This is a genomic window from Paracoccus solventivorans (assembly GCF_900142875.1).
In the GTDB taxonomy this organism is placed as follows: Bacteria; Pseudomonadota; Alphaproteobacteria; order Rhodobacterales; family Rhodobacteraceae; genus Paracoccus; species Paracoccus solventivorans.
The window spans coordinates 67,926-84,663 of the sequence record NZ_FRCK01000010.1 but is presented as its reverse complement, the minus strand read 5'-3'; the positions used below and the strand labels follow the sequence as shown (position 1 = coordinate 84,663).

The window sequence follows — 16,738 nt, the reverse complement described above, 5'->3', positions numbered from 1 at the left end:
TACGCCTCGCATCCCTTTTGCGCAAGAGCGAAATTGCCCCGGCGCCGCCGCTGGCGCGGGGGCGGGAAACTTCGTAAGCGAGGGGTCGCAAGCCGCCGAAGGGGTCCCACATGTATACCGTCAGCATCCTCGCCTCGCCCGTGCGCGCCGATCTGGACGACGACACCATCATCGCCCTGCAGCGGCGCTGGGGCGGCGGGCGCGCGCTGTGGCTGGACCACGGCACCGCGGCCGAGTTTCCGGTGGAGACCCCGCCCGAGGATTTCGACGCCGCCTGGGCGGAACTCGACGCGCGCGGCTTCGACCTGGCCGTGCAGACGACCGCCGGGCGACGCAAGGCGGTGCTGCTGGCCGACATGGATTCGACGATGATCGGGCAGGAATGCATCGACGAGCTGGCCGACATGGCCGGCGTCGGCCCCCGCGTCGCCGCCATCACCGCGCGGGCGATGAACGGCGAGCTCGACTTCCACGAATCGCTGATCGCGCGGGTGGCGCTGCTGGAAGGTCTGCCCGATTCGGTGATCGCTCAGGTGCTGGACAGCCGCATCACCCTGGCCGCCGGGGGGCCGACGCTGGTCGCGACCATGCGCGCCAACGGGGCGTGGACCGCGCTGGTGTCGGGCGGGTTCACCGATTTCACCGGCCCGGTCGCCCGGAGGATCGGCTTTGACGAGCAGCGCGCCAACGTGCTGCTGTCCGACGATTCGGGGCAGCTGAGCGGGCGCGTCGCCCTGCCGATCCTCGGCCGCGAGGCCAAGGTCGAGGCCCTGCGCGACATCACCGCCGCCCGCGGCCTGACCCCCGCCGACGCCATCGCGGTGGGCGACGGCGCCAACGATCTCGGCATGCTGCAACTCGCCGGAACCGGCGTCGCCCTGCACGCCAAGCCGGTGGTGGCCGCCCAGGCCCCGATCCGCATCAACCACGGCGACCTGACCGCGCTGCTCTACCTGCAAGGCTACGGCCGCGACGAGTTCGTGACGGGGGCGGCGGGGTGATGGGGGTTGGCGGGGAGGGCCTGGCCGGTTGAGGTCCTTTGGCCGGAGCCGGTGTTGCGTTGCGCGCCAAGCCGGTGGGCGCCGCTCAGGCTCTGATTTGCATCACTATGGCGGTCTGACCGCGCTGCTTTACTGCAAGGCTACGGCCGCGATGTGTTCGTGACGGTGCGGTAGAGTGATGGAGATTTCGGCGGAGGCGGTGCATTAGGGGCCGGCCCAACTGTTGTCAATTGGCCGGAAGCGGTGTTGCGTTGCATGCCAAGCTGATGGTCGTCGCCCAACCCTTGTCCGCATCAACAACCGCAATCTGACCGCGCTGCTATACCTGCAAGGCTACGGCCGCGGCGAGTTTGTGGCGGAGCGTAGAGTGATGGAGGTTTTGGCGGAGGTGGTGGGTTATGAGTCCTGGCAGACTACTGTCCCTTGGCCGGAGCTGGTGTCGCGTTGCATGCCAAGCCGATGGTCGTCGCTCAACCCATATCCGCATCAACTACTGCGACCTGACCGCGCTGCTCTACCTGTAATGCGACGGCCGCGACGAGTTCGTGACAGAGCCGACGAGGTGAAGGAGGGTGGGTGGCGGCGAGAGTTATTGATCTGGGCAACTGCTGTCCTTTTTCGGAACCGGTGTCGGGGGGGCCTTCGCGCAAGCCGTAGGCCGCTCGCGGGGCGGCTGGACCTGCAAGCTGCACGGGCTGGCCGATGCTCTCGGCCGGCCAAGGGTTCTGCTGCTTTCCCCGAGCAATACCAATGACATCGCCCTCGCGCGGGCTCTGGTGGAGGCCGCCGGACCAGCGCATCGCCTCATCGCCGACCGGGGCTATGACGCCAACCATCTGCGCCGCCTGCTCGCCGAGCGCGGAACCGAGGCCGTGATCCCCTCCACCACCTCCCGCAAGACGCCGATACCCTACGACGCCCAGGCCTACAGGGCCCGAAACCTGGTCGAGCGCATGTGGTGCAGGCTCAAGGACTGGCGCAGGGTCGCGACCCGCTATGACAAACTCGCCCGCAACTTCCTCGCCTCAGCACAGATCGCCGCCCTCTTCACATGGGGGCTCAATTGAGTCTGGAGCCTAGCCGACTGCTGTCCTTACAGCGCCACGGGCGCGAAGGATTCGCTACCAGTTAGACTGGCTTGAAACATCGCGTGCTCGGTCGAGGCCGCATTTCCCTGGCCTCCCCGCCCTCCTGTGCCGGCAACCTGCGGCAGGACATTTTTGCGATCAGTGGAGTCCTGAGCGCGGTTCTCGTGCCGGCCTTGGTATCAACCAAAATAGACCTCACATTGCTCTATCCGAAGCACGGGCTAGGACGACGTTGTGGCGAGCCGGCAAGCTGCGCGTATCTCCTGAGTCCGAGTCTTGCCGCAGAAAGGGGGACGCCCTCAGCGGGCCGCTGTATCTGCAAGGCCGGCGTGTCGAACCGCCACCGCGCCGCCGCCTTCGGCCTCTTTCCGGATCAGCCCCAAGCCCCTTCGGGCGGTCGCAAATATCCTCCGGGGGTGCGGGGGTGGAAAACCCCCGCTCCGGCGGCGCGGGCAGGCGGGGCGGTGACAGTCGCGCAGCCGCGCCGTCGCCGCAGCGGCGGTTAAGGTGCCAGTGCCGCCACGGTCTCCGCCGCCGGGCGGGCCACGGCGCGGGCGCAGCCGGTGCCCGCCCATTGCGCGCCATAGCTGGTGACGCCCCTGGCCAGGGCTGCCGCATTGAGTGCCTTGCCCGCGGCGTAGGTGACCGGATAGCCGGGGCTCTCCCGGTCCGGGATGGCGGTGAAGTCGTTGGTGCAGGACCGGGCCGGGCGGCCCGAGATTGCGCGTGTCATGGCGGTGTCGCCCCGCGCCAGCGCGGCGCGATGGGCCGGCGTGGTGGCAGCCTCGGGCGCCAGCAGGAACGCGGTGCCGCATTGCACCGCCGCCGCCCCTGCCTCAAGTGCGCGGCGGCTGTCGTCCGCGTCCATGATCGCGCCCGCCGCGACCACCGGCAGGCCCAGCGGCAGCAGTTGCTGCAGCAGCCCCAGCGTGTCCAGCCGCTCGTCCGGGCCGTCGGGGTCGAAGATGCCGCGGTGGCCGCCGGCCTGCCAGCCCTGGGCCACGATCAGATCGAGCCCGGCGTCGCGGATGCGATCGCCCTCGGCGAGGCTGGTGGCGGTGGCGCCCAGCAGGCAGCCGCGGGCGCGCAGCGCGGCGATCTGGTCGGGGCGCGGCAGGCCGAAGTGGAAGGTCACCAGCGCCGGCGCTGCCGCCAGCACCTGGTCCAGCAGCGCGTCGCTTTCCAGGGTGCTCGGATAGGCATCCGCCAGCGCCGCGGGCGGTGTCGCGCCAAAGCGGGCGAAATGTGGGGCGAGCCGGTCCAGCCAGCGCGCCTCGGCGGCCGGGTCGCGACGCAGCGGCTGGTGGCAGAACAGGTTCACCCCGTAGCTGCGCGCGGTCAGCCGCCGCGTCTCGGCCATGGCCGCGGCGGCCTGTTCGGGGGTCATCGCCGCAAGCCCGAGGCTGCCCAGCCCGCCCGCATTGCTGACCGCCGCCGCCAGCGCCGGCGTCGACACCCCCGCCATCGGCGCCTGGATCACCGGCACCTGCATCCCCAGCCGCGCGATGATGTCCATGGGTCCCTCCGGTCCTGGCTGCGCTGCCATCTTGCGCCCCGATGCGGCGCTGTCCAGCCTCGCCCCGGAAATTCCGGCTATAGAAGCCCGGCGCCGCGGAAGCTCAGCTCGCGGCTCTTGCCGATGATGATGTGGTCGTGGACGGTGATGCCCATGGTCCCGGTCGCGGCCACGATCTGCCGGGTCATGTCGATATCGGCCTGGCTGGGGGTCGGGTCGCCCGAGGGATGATTGTGGACGAGGATCATCGCGCTGGCGTTCAGTTCCAGCGCGCGGCGGACGATCTCGCGCGGATAGACCGGGACGTGATCCACGGTGCCGCGCGCCTGCTGGTCGTCGGCGATCAGCACGTTCTTGCGGTCCAGATACAGCACCCGGAACTGTTCCACCGCGCCATGTGCCATAGCGGTGTGGCAATAATCCAGCAGCGCGTCCCAGCTGGTCAGCACCGGCCGGTTCATCACCCGCGAGCGCGCCAGCCGCTGCGCCGAGGCCTCGACGATCTTCAGCTCGGCGACGATGGCCTGGCCGACGCCCTCGACCTGCAGCAGCTGCCCGGGATCAGCCGAGAGCACGCGGTTGAAGTCGCCGAAACGGTCGAGCAGCCGCCGCGCCAAGGGCTTCATGTCCTGCCGCGGCACGGCGCGGAACAGGATCAACTCCAGCAGCTCGTAATCCGGCATCGCGGCGGCCCCGCCCTGCATGAAGCGGTCGCGCAGCCGGGCGCGGTGATCGGCGATGTAGCTGGGCGGCCGGTCCCGCGCCCCCCGCGGGCGGACGGCGATGCAGTCATCCTCGGCCGCGGTAAGACCGAAGAGCGGGATCGGGGCTTCCTGAAAGGCATGATTCGCTGTCATGCCCCCATCCTGCCGCAGGGCAGGTTAAGGTCCGGTTAACGCGGCCCTGCCATGGCGTCCTCGCGCCGGATGGCGGCGTTGCAGGGGTATTTGGACCAGAAAGAAGTCCCCGGAGCTGCTTCTTTCTGGCTCAAATACCCATACCGCAGCGACGCCGGAACAGGGCTGCCGGTCAGGCGCCCAAGCCGTCCCAGAAGGTCTTGATCTTCGAGAAGAAACTGGCCGTTTGCGGGTGGTTGTCGGCGGCGATGCCGTCGAACTCGCGCAGCAGTTCCTTTTGGCGCGCGGTCAGGTTCACCGGGGTCTCGACCACCAGCTCGATCACCATGTCGCCGAAATCGCCGGTCAGCCCGGCGCCGTGGCGCAGCGGCGGCATCCCCTTGCCGCGCAGGCGCATCTGCCGCCCGGTCTGGCTGCCCGCGGGCACCTTGACCCGCGAGCGGCCGCCCTCGATCGTCGGCACCTCGACCTCGCCGCCAAGCGCGGCCGTGGTCATCCCCACCGGCACCTGGCAGGCCAGGGTGCGGCCGTCGCGCATGAAGATCGGGTGCTCGCGGACCTCGACGAAGATATAGAGATCGCCGGCCGGGCCGCCGCGCATTCCGGCCTCGCCCTCGCCGGCGAGCCGGATGCGGGTGCCGGATTCCACGCCCGCGGGGATCACCACCGACAGGCTGCGGTCCTGGGCCACGCGGCCGGCGCCGGCGCAGGATTTGCAGGGGTTCTTGACGATATGGCCATTGCCGCCGCAGGTCGGGCAGCTGCGTTCGACGGTGAAGAAGCCCTGGCTGGCGCGGACCTTGCCCATGCCCGCGCAGGTGGGGCAGGTGGTGGGTTCCACCGCGCCCTCGGCGCCGGTGCCGTTGCAGGCCGAACAGGCGGTGGCGCCCGGCACGGTGATGGTCTTTTCGACCCCGCGCCAGGCTTCTTCCAGCGTGACGCGCAGGTCGTAGCGCAGGTCCTGGCCGCGGGTGGCGCGGCTGCGCCCGCCGGCGCGGGCGCCGGTGAACTCGCCGAACAGATCCTCGAACACATCGGCGAAGGCGGCGCCGAAATCGCCGTGGCCGCCGCGACCGCCAAAGCCGTTGAACCCGGCCCCGCCGCCCTCGAACGCCGCATGGCCGAAGCGGTCATAGGCGGCCTTGCGCTGCGGGTCCTTGAGGCATTCATATGCCTCGTTCACTTCCTTGAACTCGGTTTCCGAGACCTTGCAGTCGGGGTTCAGGTCGGGGTGCAGGGACTTGGCCTTGCCACGGTAGGCCCGCTTGATCTCGTCGCTTGACGCGCCGCGAGCAACACCCAGAACGTCGTAATAGTCACGTTTTGCCATGGTCGTCCGTGTCGGTCCTTAGACGCCGCGAGGGCCTTGACGCCGCGGGTTTCGCAGCTTCGGCGCCGCCTGAGCGGTGGCGAAAGGCCCGGCCCGCGGGAGGGCGCGGGCCGGGCCGGGATCGGGGCGCGCTTACTTGCGCTTGTCTTCGCCGAGATCCTCGAAATCGGCGTCCACGATGTCGTCGTCCACGTCGCGCGGCGCGTCGGCGTCGCGCTCGGCGCCGTCGCCCTCGGACTGGCCGGCCTTGTAGATGGCCTCGCCCAGCTTCATCGAGGCGTCCATCAGGTTCTGGATACCGCCCTTGATCTTGCCGGCGTCCTCGGACTTGATCGCCTCTTCCAGCGCGCCCGCGGCCAGCTCGATCGCCTCGACGGTCGAGCTGTCGACCTTGTCGCCGTGCTCTTCCAGCGACTTGCGGGTCGAATGCAGCAGGCTTTCGGCCTGGTTGCGGGTCTCGACCAGCTCGCGGCGGGCCTTGTCGGCCTCGGCATTGGCCTCGGCGTCGCGAACCATCTTGTCGATATCCTCATCCGACAGCCCGCCCGAGGCCTGGATGGTGATGTTCTGCGACTTGCCGGTGCCCTTGTCCTTGGCCGAAACCGACACGATGCCGTTGGCGTCGATGTCGAAGGTCACCTCGATCTGCGGCATCCCGCGCGGGGCTGGGGGAATGTCCTCGAGGTTGAACTGGCCCAGCAGCTTGTTGTCCGCGGCCATTTCGCGTTCGCCCTGGAAGACCCGGATGGTCACCGCGTTCTGGTTGTCCTCGGCGGTCGAGAAGGTCTGCGACTTCTTGGTCGGGATGGTAGTGTTGCGGTCGATCAGCCGGGTGAACACGCCGCCCAGCGTCTCGATCCCCAGCGACAGGGGGGTCACGTCCAGCAGCACCACGTCCTTGACGTCGCCCTGCAGCACCCCGGCCTGGATCGCCGCACCCAGCGCCACCACCTCGTCGGGGTTGACGCCCTTGTGGGGTTCCTTGCCAAAGAAGCCCTGCACCTCTTCGATGACCTTGGGCATCCGGGTCATGCCGCCGACCAGCACCACCTCGTCGATGTCGCCCTTGGCCAGCCCGGCGTCCTTGAGCGCGGCCTGGCAGGGTTTCAGCGTCGCCTTGATCAGGTCGCCGACCAGCGATTCCAGCTTGGCGCGGGTCAGCTTGACGACCATGTGCAGCGGCGTGCCGCTGTTCTTGTCCATCGAGATGAAGGGCTGGTTGATCTCGGTCTGGGACGAGGACGACAGCTCGATCTTGGCCTTTTCGGCGGCTTCCTTCAGCCGCTGCAGCGCCATCTTGTCCTTGGTCAGGTCGACGCCGTGCTCTTTCTTGAACTCGTCCGCCAGGTAGTTGACGATCCGCATGTCGAAATCCTCGCCGCCGAGGAACGTGTCCCCGTTGGTCGATTTCACCTCGAACAGCCCGTCGTCGATTTCCAGGATGGTGATGTCGAAGGTGCCGCCGCCAAGGTCATAGACCGCGATGGTCCGGCTTTCCTTCTTGTCCAGACCGTAGGCCAGCGCGGCCGCGGTCGGTTCGTTGATGATGCGCAGCACCTCGAGCCCGGCGATCTTGCCGGCGTCCTTGGTGGCCTGGCGCTGGGCATCGTTGAAATAGGCCGGGACGGTGATCACCGCCTGCTCGACCTTTTCGCCCAGATAGGATTCTGCAGTTTCCTTCATCTTCTGAAGGATCATCGCGCTGATCTGCGCGGGGGAATATTTCTCGCCCCGGACCTCGACCCAGGCGTCGCCGTTGCCGCCGTCCACGATCTTGTAGGGGACGAGGTTCCTGTCCTTTTCAACCTCGGCATCGCCCACGCGGCGGCCGATCAGGCGCTTGACGGCAAAGACGGTGTTTTCAGGGTTGGTCACGGCCTGGCGCTTGGCCGGCTGCCCGACAAGGCGTTCGCTTTCGGTGAAGGCGACGATCGAGGGGGTGGTGCGCGCACCCTCGGCGTTCTCGATCACCCGCGGCTGGCTGCCGTCCATGATCGCAACGCAGCTGTTGGTGGTCCCGAGGTCGATCCCGATGACTTTGGCCATGGAAATACCTTTCTTGCGGCGATGGTCAGGCCGCGGGTCCGTTCGCGGCCCCCGCGCCAAAATCCCGATTGGTTGACTAGGTCCGAAGCGCTGCTTCGGGGGTTCGATGGCTATATAAGAAGGCGTTTGCGGCGTGCAAGCGCCGCTGCTCGCGGAATCCTGCATTGAATGCGCGGCGTTAGACAGGCCCCCGCCGGCAGCGCCCGCCATGGAGGGAGCCGGGCGGGGGATTCAGGCAGGAACCCCCGGCAAATCCCCGTGCGGAATCGCGGCCGCCGCCCGTCATCGCCCGGCCATGTAGCTCAGCGACATCATGTTGCGGGTCACGAACTCGGCCATCAGCCCGATCATCAGCAGGGTCAGCGTCAGGTAGAACGGATAGGTCAGGTTCGAGTTGTGCGGCGTGTAGTTGATGAACACGAAGCCGCGGTTCTGGTCGATCAGGTGCAACAGCGGGTTCCAGTCGAACGCCCGCAGCAGGAACCCGGGCAGCATGTTGGCCACGAACATCTTGCCCGAGGCGATCATGTTCACCCGCCGCACGATCCTGGTCAGCATCGGCCCGATTTCCGGCAGCCACGAGGTGATGGACAGCAGGATCAGCCCCACCGTGCAGCCGGAAAACCAGGAAAACAGCATCATCGCCAGCGCGCCGCGCCAGTTTTCCAGGTCCAGCGGCATCCACAGCGCATGATACATCCCCAGCAGCACCAGCGCGGACAGCATGTTGTTGTAAAGCGCCCCCAGCGCGGCCGCGCACATCGAGATCGCGGTGTTCAGCGGCCCGTGCTTGAGCATGGCGCTGGTGGATTTCCCCGCCCCGGCCACCGCGCCGACCGACATGTTGAAGATCATGAACAGCAGGATCCCGCTCATGATGAACAGCAGGAAATCGCCGCGGATCGGGGAATGGCGCACGCCAAAGACCCAGTACATCACCACGAAGGCCAGGATCATCACCGAGGATTGCGCGATGGTCAGCAGCAGCCCGATCACCGCGTTGCGGTGCTTGCCGCGCAGGCTGTGGACGGTCTGGTGATAGATCAGCGCCAGCGTGGTGAAGGCGGCGCCGACCATGGTCCGGGGTCTGCTCTGGACGAACATGCTGCGCGCTACACCCTTTTCGGACCGGCAGCGCCTGCGCGCTTGCCCATTGCCTGCGGGGCGATCATAAATCCGCAAACTGCCGCGTTCAACCGCCCCGCAGCAGGCAATATCCCGGAACCCCGTCGGATCAAAAGGAAAATCCATGCAATTCGACAGATTGATCTTCGAGATGCGGCGTCTGGCGCTTGAGGCCGGGGAGGTGATCCTCGACATCTACCGGCGCCCCGACTTCGAGGTGCGGGCCAAGGACGACGCCTCGCCGGTGACCCAGGCCGACGAGGCCGCCGATGCGCTGATCTCCTCCGGGCTGCGCGCGGCGTTCCCCGACATCCCGCTGGTGACCGAGGAACAGCAGGCCACCCACGGGCAGCGCCTGTCCAGCTTCCTGATCGTCGATCCGCTGGACGGCACCAAGGAGTTCGTCCAGCGCCGCGGCGATTTCACCGTCAACATCGCCTATGTGCAGGACGGGGTGCCGCTGCACGGGGTGGTCTATGCCCCGGCCCGCGGACGGCTGTTCTATACGCTGGCCGTAGGTGGCGCGGTCGAGGAAACCGGCCCCTTCCGCCCCACGCCCGGCACCGTCCATCCCATCGGGGTCAACCCCACCCCCGACAACCGGGCGCTGATGGTGGTGGCGTCGAAATCCCACCGCGACCAGGCGACCGACGACTATATCGCCCGCTATGCGGTGCGCGACATGACCAGCGCCGGCTCGTCGCTGAAGTTCTGCCTGGTGGCGACCGGAGAGGCGGATCTCTACCCGCGGCTGGGCCGTACCATGGAATGGGACACCGCCGCGGGCGATGCGGTGCTGCGCGGCGCCGGGGGCGAAATGGTGCGCTTTGACGACCACAGCCCGCTGACCTATGGCAAGCCGGGGTTCGAGAACCCGTTCTTCATCGCACACGCGCCGGGCGTGCTGCTGCAACCGGGGGTCTAGGAATGTCCGTCGTCATCGTCATCCCGGCGCGCTTTGCGTCCAGCCGCTATCCCGGCAAGCCGCTGGTCGAGCTGCGCGGCGCCGATGGCACCAAGCGCAGCCTGATCCGGCGCAGCTGGGACGCGGCGCGGCAGGTCGCGGGCGTGGACAGGGTGATCGTCGCCACCGACGATTCGCGCATCGCTGACCATGCCGCGGGCTTCGGGGCCGAGGTGGCGATGACGTCGACCACCTGCCGCAACGGCACCGAGCGCTGCGCCGAGGTGCTGGCCAACCTGCCCGAGACCCCCGAAATCCTGGTCAACCTGCAGGGCGACGCGCCGCTGACGCCCTCGTGGTTCGTCGAGGATCTGGTCGCCGGGCTGCGCGCTGCCCCGGGGGCCGAGGTGGCGACGCCGGTGCTGAACTGCTCGGGCGCGATGCGCGCCGATTTGCTGGCCGACCGTGCCGCCGGGCGGGTGGGCGGCACCACCGCGGTGTTTGGCACCGACGGGCGGGCGCTGTATTTTTCCAAGGAAGTGATTCCCTTCGTCCCCCATGATGTGGCGCCCGACGCCGCCAGCCCGGTGTTCCACCATGTCGGCGTCTATGCCTATCGCCCGCAGGCGCTGGCCGCCTATGCCGGCTGGCCCGAGGGGCGGCTGGAAAAGCTCGAGGGGCTCGAGCAGCTGCGCTTTCTGGAACACGGCCGCCCGGTGCTCTGCGTCGAGGTCGAGGCCCGCGGCCGCGAGTTCTGGGAGCTGAACAACCCCTCGGACGTCGAGCGGATCGAATCGATGATGCGGCGCATGGGCATGGGCTGAGCCGTCCCGGCCGCCCGCGCCACCCGCCTCCGGGCGGCAGGAATGCGCGAAAACCCGCTAGGCGGGCGGTCGGGATGTGGGAAAGTGGCCGGAATGCGTCCAATCCCTTGCCGTCCCTTCGCGACAGGGACATAGGATGGATCTGTCGGCACGCAGACATACGATGTAATTGTAACAGGTAAGAAGCTGGGGTTCAGATGACGCGCAAGGTTACGAAGGCCATCTTTCCTGTGGCCGGTCTGGGAACGCGTTTCCTGCCGGCGACGAAGTCGATCCCGAAAGAGATCATGACGCTCGTCGACCGGCCGCTGATCCAATACGCCATCGACGAGGCGCGGGCGGCGGGAATCACCGAGTTCATCTTTGTCACCTCGCGCGGCAAGGGCGCGCTCGAGGATTACTTCGATCACTCGCACGAGCTGGAAAACCACCTGCGCAAGACCGGCAAGAAGGACCTGCTCGAGGTCCTGCGCCAGACCAACATGGAATCGGGCGCCATCGCCTATATCCGCCAGCACAAGGCGATGGGGCTGGGCCATGCGGTCTGGTGCGCCCGCCGCCTGATCCACGACGAACCCTTTGCCGTGGTGCTGACCGACGACGTGGTGATGGGCGAGCCGCCCTGCCTGCAGCAGATGATCGAGGCCCATGCCGAGACCGGCGGCAGCATGGTCGCCACCATGGAAGTGCCGCTTGAAAAGACCAAATCCTACGGGATTCTCGACGTGGCCGAGGACATGGGCGCCATCGTCCGCGCCCGTGGCATGGTGGAAAAGCCCAAGGAAAACCCGCCGTCGAACCTGGCGGTGATCGGGCGCTACGTGCTGGCGCCGACGGTGCTGCAGAACCTCAACAAGCTGAAAGAGGGCGCGGGCGGGGAAATCCAGCTGACCGACGCCATCGCCGACGAGATCGCTGAGGGGCGCGACGTGTTCGGCCTGCGCTTCCGCGGCCAGCGCTACGACTGCGGCTCCAAGGCCGGGTTCCTGCAGGCGACGGTGGCGTTCGGGCTGGCGCGCGACGATCTCAAGGACGAGTTCGCGGAATATCTTCACGACATCATGGCGATGCGCAAGGCGGCGGAATAGCCCATGCCGCCGAAGATCCTGGTCACGGGCGGGGCGGGCTATATCGGCTCGCACGCCTGCAAGGTGCTGGCCGCGGCGGGCTATGTCCCCGTCACCTATGACAATCTCTGCTCCGGCTGGCGCGATGCGGTCCGGTTTGGCCCGTTTGAGCGTGGCGATCTGTCCGACCGCGCCCGGCTGGACCAGGTGTTCGCCGACCACCAGCCGGTCGCGGTGATGCATTTCGCTGCGCTCAGCCAGGTGGGTGAGGCGATGCAGGACCCCGGCAGATACTGGCGCGGCAATGTCTGCGCCTCGCTGACGCTGATCGAGGCGATGCTGGCCGCCGGCGTGCGCGACATGGTATTCAGCTCGACCTGCGCCACCTATGGCGACCAGGACGGGGTGGTGCTGGACGAAACCACCGCGCAGGCGCCGCTGAACGCCTATGGCGGCTCGAAACGCGCGATCGAGGACATGCTGCGCGACTTTGGCGCCTCGCACGGGCTGCGCTCGGTGATCTTTCGCTATTTCAACGTGGCCGGCGCCGACCCCGAGGCCGAGGTCGGAGAGTTCCACCAGCCCGAGACCCATCTGATCCCGCTGATCCTGGACGCGCTTGACGGGCGGCGCCCGGCGCTGACCATCCACGGCACCGACTATCCCACCCCCGACGGCACCTGCATCCGCGACTATGTGCATGTCATGGATCTGGTCGAGGCGCATCTGCTGGGGCTGAACTGGCTGCGCGCGCCCGGCCACCAGCCGCAGGGCGGCACCGAGCTGTTCTGCCTGGGCACCGGCCGCGGCTTTTCCGTGCGCGAGGTGCTGGACCAGGCCGGCCAGATCACCAACCGCCCCGTCCCGGTGACCGAAGGGCCGCGCCGCCCCGGCGATGCGGTCAAGCTGGTGTCGGGCAGCGAAAAGGCCGGGCGGGTGCTGGGCTGGCAGCCGCAGCGCTCAACGTTGTCCTGCATGATCTCGGACGCCTGGCGCTGGCACCAGACCGGCCATTACGCCGGCTGATCCCGGTGGCCGCCTTGCCGGACCGGCCGACCCTGCGACAGCGGCTGCGGGTGCAATGGCTGCGCGCCCGGCTGCTGGCGCGGGCGTTGCGCAGCCGCCGCGACCTGCGGCTGGTCTCGGCCCGGGGCGGCCGTGCCGGGCGCGGCGACATCCTCGCGTTTGCCGTGGTGCGCAACGAATCCGAGCGGCTGGCGCATTGGCTGGACCACCACCGCCGCCTGGGGGTGGCGCGGTTCCATGTCGTGGACAACGGCAGCGACGACGGCAGCGCCGAGTTCCTGGCAGCGCAGCCCGATGTCTGGCTGTGGACGACGCAGGCCAGCTATCGCGAATCCCGCTTCGGGCGCGACTGGACCAACTGGCTGCTGACCCGCTACGGCGCCGGGCGCTGGTGCCTGACGCTGGATGCCGACGAGCTGCTGAGCTTTCCCCACGACGACCGCGCCGGCCTGCATGATCTGGTGGCCGAGTTGGACCGGCGGCGGGTGCCGGCGCTGGGGGCGCTGATGCTGGATCTTTACCCGCGCGGCCCGCTGTGTCCCGACCCGCGCCCCAGGGGCGAACAGGCGCTGCGGCGGCTGGAATGGTTCGACGCCGGCAACTATCGCTGCCGCATCATGGCCCCGATGCGCAACCGCTGGGTGCAGGGCGGTGTCCGCGACCGGGTGTTCTTCGCCGACCGCCCCCGGCGCGCGCCCACGCTGAACAAGCTGCCGCTGGTGCGCTGGCGCCGCGGCTTCGCCTATGTCAACTCGACCCACTCGGCGCTGCCCTCGCGGCTGAACGACGCCTGGGACGGGCCCGGCGATACGCGGCTGTCCGGGGCGCTGCTGCACACCAAGTTCCTGCCCACAATCATCGAGAAATCCCGCAGCGAGCGCCGCCGCGAACAGCATTTCAGCGACCCCGCCGCCTATCGGCATTATTACGACGCGGTGATCGCCAACCCCGATCTGTGGCACGAGGGCGCGCGGCGGCTGGCGGGCTGGGAAAGCCTTGTCGCGGCGGGGATCATGTCGGCGGGCGACTGGCGGGGGCCAGGCTGAGGCCGGGCTGACCGCTGCGCGCCCGGGGGTGCGACGCCCTGTCGCATCTGAGGGCTGGATGCAGCGGATTTTCGCTATCCTGTTGATTAACGTTTGGTAATAAAATAATCCCGCCTTAAAATAATTTAGTCAAAATTCGACAGCCGCTGAAGCCGGCAAGAGAAGCGTCGTGCGAAGAACCCGTTTGGCAATGCTGGTCCGGCTGCGGGCGCTGAGGCAGTATTTCCTGCTGCGGGCGCTGGCGCGGAGCTTCCGGCTGGCCTCGGTCAGCGACCGCACGGGCCGCATCGGGCGGCGCGATATCCTCGTCTTTGTCACCTTGCGCAACGAACACGTCCGGCTGCCGTGGTTTCTCGACTATTACCGGCGCCTGGGGGCCGGGCATTTCCTGGTGGTGGACAACGCCAGCACCGACGGCAGCCGCGAGTTCCTGGAAGCGCAGCCGGATGTCTCGCTGTGGACCACCGCTGACAGCTATCGCGAATCGCGCTTCGGCATGGACTGGATCAACCATCTGCTGCGGCTTTACGGCAGCGGCCACTGGTGCCTGACCGTCGACCCCGACGAGTTCCTGGTCTACCCGCATTGCGACAGCCGCCCGCTGCCGGCGCTGACCGACTGGCTGGACGCCTCGGGGCGCCGGTCATTTCCCGCGATGCTGCTGGACATGTATCCCCGCGGCCCCGTCGGCGCCCAGCCCTATCGCGAGGGGCAGGACCCGTTCGAGATCGCCGCATGGTTCGACCCGGCGAACTACGCGATCCGCAAGAATCGTTTCTATCGCAACCTCTGGATCCAGGGCGGCCCGCGGGCGCGCATGTTCTTTGCCGATGATCCGCAAAGCGCGCCGGCGCTGAACAAGGTGCCGCTGGTCCGCTGGCAGCCGCAATACGCCTATGTCAGCTCGACCCACATGGCGCTGCCGCGCGCGCTGAACGTGGTCTACGACGAAAACGGCGGCGAGATGGCCTCGGGGGTGCTGCTGCACGCCAAGTTCCTGCCCGGGCTGGCCGAGAAATCCGCCGAGGAGCTGTCGCGCCGCCAGCATTACGCCGACAGTCAGGAATACCGCGCCTATCACCAGGGGCTGCAGGATCGCGTTGATTTCTGGTGCGAGCAGTCGCGCCGCTTCAACGGCTGGCAACAGCTCGAGCGGCTGGGGCTGATCTCGCGGGGGAATTGGGCATGAACCTTCCGGCTGCGGGGGCATTTGCGCTGTCGCCCGGCACCGGGACCAGCCTGCTGCCGCTGCCCGAGGTGCGGCTGGGCATCGTCATGCTGTGCCACGACAACCTGGACCTGGCCGCGCGGATGGTGCGGATCTGGACCGATGGCGGCGCGGTCGTCTCGATCCACGTCGACCGCAGCGCACCCGCCGACGAGCTGGCGCGGATGCAGGCGGCGCTGGCCGATTGCCCGGCGGTGTTCGCGCCCCGCCGGACGTGCGAGTGGGGCACGTTCAGCCTGGTGGCGGCCACGCAGGCGGCGGCGGAGCGGCTGCTGGCAAGCTGGCCCGAGGTCTCGCATGTGATGCTGGTCTCGGGCGCCTGCCTGCCGCTGCGGCCGGTGGCCGAGCTGCGGCAGTATCTTGCGCACCACCCCGACACCGATTTCATCGAAAGCGTCAGCGTGCGCGAGGTCGGCTGGACCATCGGCGGCCTGAACGAGGAACGCTTTACCCTGCGCTTTCCCTTTGCCTATCGGCGGAATCGCAAGCTGTTCGACCGCTGCGTGCGGCTGCAGCGGCGGCTGGGGCTGACCCGCCTGCCGCCCGAGGGGGTGTCGCCGCATATCGGCTCGCAATGGTGGTGCCTGACGCGGCGGACCTTGCAGGCGATTCTGGACGACCCCCGGCGGCGCGAGTTCGACCGCTATTTCCGGCAGGTGTGGATTCCCGACGAAAGCTATTTCCAGACGCTGGTGCGCCGCCATTCGGTGCGGATCGAAAGCCGCTCGCTGACGCTGGCCAAGTTCGACGGGCAGGGGCGGCCGCATATCTTCTACGACGACCACCTGGGGCTGCTCGGCCGCTCGCGGGTGTTCGTGGCGCGCAAGATCTGGCCGGGGGCTCGGGCGCTTTACGATGCGTTTCCCCGGCCCTCGCCCCCCGGGCTGCAGCTGGCCGAACCCGATGCCGAACGGGTCGAGGCGGTGCTGGACCGCGCCGCTGCCCGCCACCGGCAAGGGCGGCCGGGGCTGTACATGCAAAGCCGCTTTCCGCGCAAGGATGCCGAGGGCAGCAAGACCTCGCAGCCCTATGTCGTGCTTTACGGGGTCGCGGACCTGTTCCGGGACCTGCCCCTGGTCGCCGCGCAGGCCACGGGGCGGGTGGTGCATGGCCATGTGCTGGCCCGGGACGAGGTCGAGTTCGCCGGCGGCGCCCGCATCGGCCCCGGGGCGCTGTCCAGCAACGCCGGGCTGCGTGATCTCGACCCGCGCGGGTTTCTGGCGGCGCTGATCCGCTCGTCCGACTCGATGCCCGTTTTTCTGCATTCGCCGCGCGACCGGCAGCATCTGGACTGGTTCATCGCCACCGACCCCAATGCGCGGCTGCTGGTGGTGACCGGGGCATGGATGGTGCCGCTGCTGGGCTGCGACATGCCCTTTGACGACATCCGCCGCATCGCCGCCCGGCTGCATCGGTCCGAGCGGCGGTTTCTGGACGTGCTCGGCTCGGTCTGGGTCAAGGCGCAGGTCCGCCGCTGGACCCTGGACGAGGCGCTGTCGCAGCCCGAGACCGTGTGGCAGGCGCTGTGCTCGGCCTGCGGCCGGACGAGGGCATCACCGGCGTGCCGCCCCCGCCGCCGCTGCGCGACACCAGCGGGCTGCGGCCGCTGACCCGGCGCCTGCGCAACGCCGGGCTGAAACCGGGCTGAGCCTGCGCCCACCCATATCCACACCGACCGGG

At 68.4% G+C, this 16,738-nt stretch carries 14 protein-coding genes; 9 read left to right on the top strand and 5 right to left on the bottom strand.

Annotated features, from left to right (window positions below; genetic code table 11):
• Positions 1-110 precede the first annotated feature (110 nt).
• Together serB and BUB57_RS13755 are read left to right on the top strand one after the other, a co-directional pair.
• Positions 111-1,001, top strand: coding sequence for a phosphoserine phosphatase SerB (gene serB, locus BUB57_RS13760; RefSeq protein WP_073068011.1), 891 nt, complete (start codon positions 111-113; stop codon positions 999-1,001).
• Between the two features lie 605 nt (positions 1,002-1,606).
• Entirely contained in the window at positions 1,607-2,068 is a 462-nt protein-coding gene (locus BUB57_RS13755; RefSeq protein WP_143159734.1) for an IS5 family transposase, read from the top strand.
• Positions 2,069-2,591: 523 nt separating this feature from the next.
• Here BUB57_RS13755 and BUB57_RS13750 read toward each other — a convergent pair.
• The 5 genes from BUB57_RS13750 to BUB57_RS13730 all read right to left on the bottom strand — a co-directional run bounded on the left by BUB57_RS13750 (position 2,592) and on the right by BUB57_RS13730 (position 8,942).
• Complete coding sequence (locus BUB57_RS13750; RefSeq protein WP_073068007.1) at positions 2,592-3,605, bottom strand: NAD(P)H-dependent flavin oxidoreductase; 1,014 nt, start codon at positions 3,603-3,605, stop codon at positions 2,592-2,594.
• A gap of 77 nt (positions 3,606-3,682) precedes the next feature.
• Complete coding sequence (gene radC, locus BUB57_RS13745) at positions 3,683-4,462, bottom strand: RadC family protein (RefSeq protein WP_073068006.1); 780 nt, start codon at positions 4,460-4,462, stop codon at positions 3,683-3,685.
• 172 nt (positions 4,463-4,634) lie between these two features.
• A complete protein-coding gene (dnaJ, locus tag BUB57_RS13740) occupies positions 4,635-5,792 on the bottom strand; it encodes a molecular chaperone DnaJ (protein WP_073068004.1) in 1,158 nt (385 codons plus the stop codon).
• Between the two features lie 132 nt (positions 5,793-5,924).
• Positions 5,925-7,838 carry a molecular chaperone DnaK gene (gene dnaK, locus BUB57_RS13735; protein WP_073068002.1) on the bottom strand — a complete coding sequence of 638 codons (1,914 nt, stop codon included), beginning with the start codon at positions 7,836-7,838 and terminating at the stop codon, positions 5,925-5,927.
• Between the two features lie 282 nt (positions 7,839-8,120).
• A complete protein-coding gene (locus BUB57_RS13730) occupies positions 8,121-8,942 on the bottom strand; it encodes an ABC transporter permease (protein WP_073068000.1) in 822 nt (273 codons plus the stop codon).
• A gap of 145 nt (positions 8,943-9,087) precedes the next feature.
• Between BUB57_RS13730 and cysQ the strand changes: the two genes are divergently transcribed.
• The 7 genes from cysQ to BUB57_RS13695 all read left to right on the top strand — a co-directional run bounded on the left by cysQ (position 9,088) and on the right by BUB57_RS13695 (position 16,668).
• Positions 9,088-9,888 (top strand): 3'(2'),5'-bisphosphate nucleotidase CysQ, encoded by an 801-nt coding sequence (gene cysQ, locus BUB57_RS13725; protein ID WP_073067998.1) that lies wholly within the window; start codon positions 9,088-9,090, stop codon positions 9,886-9,888.
• 2 nt (positions 9,889-9,890) lie between these two features.
• Entirely contained in the window at positions 9,891-10,691 is an 801-nt protein-coding gene (locus tag BUB57_RS13720) for a 3-deoxy-manno-octulosonate cytidylyltransferase (protein WP_073067996.1), read from the top strand.
• 197 nt (positions 10,692-10,888) lie between these two features.
• Positions 10,889-11,779 carry a UTP--glucose-1-phosphate uridylyltransferase gene (locus BUB57_RS13715; protein WP_073067994.1) on the top strand — a complete coding sequence of 297 codons (891 nt, stop codon included), beginning with the start codon at positions 10,889-10,891 and terminating at the stop codon, positions 11,777-11,779.
• Positions 11,780-11,782: 3 nt separating this feature from the next.
• Positions 11,783-12,784 carry a UDP-glucose 4-epimerase GalE gene (gene galE / locus BUB57_RS13710; RefSeq protein WP_073067992.1) on the top strand — a complete coding sequence of 334 codons (1,002 nt, stop codon included), beginning with the start codon at positions 11,783-11,785 and terminating at the stop codon, positions 12,782-12,784.
• A 5-nt stretch (positions 12,785-12,789) separates the two neighbouring features.
• Positions 12,790-13,830, top strand: coding sequence for a glycosyltransferase family 2 protein (locus tag BUB57_RS13705; protein WP_234952086.1), 1,041 nt, complete (start codon positions 12,790-12,792; stop codon positions 13,828-13,830).
• A gap of 190 nt (positions 13,831-14,020) precedes the next feature.
• A complete protein-coding gene (locus BUB57_RS13700) occupies positions 14,021-15,019 on the top strand; it encodes a glycosyltransferase family 2 protein (RefSeq protein WP_073067989.1) in 999 nt (332 codons plus the stop codon).
• Positions 15,016-16,668, top strand: a complete 1,653-nt coding sequence (locus BUB57_RS13695; protein WP_073067987.1) for a DUF5927 domain-containing protein — start codon at positions 15,016-15,018, stop codon at positions 16,666-16,668. The genes BUB57_RS13700 and BUB57_RS13695 overlap by 4 nt, the downstream gene beginning before the upstream one ends.
• The last annotated feature ends 70 nt before the right edge of the window (positions 16,669-16,738 follow it).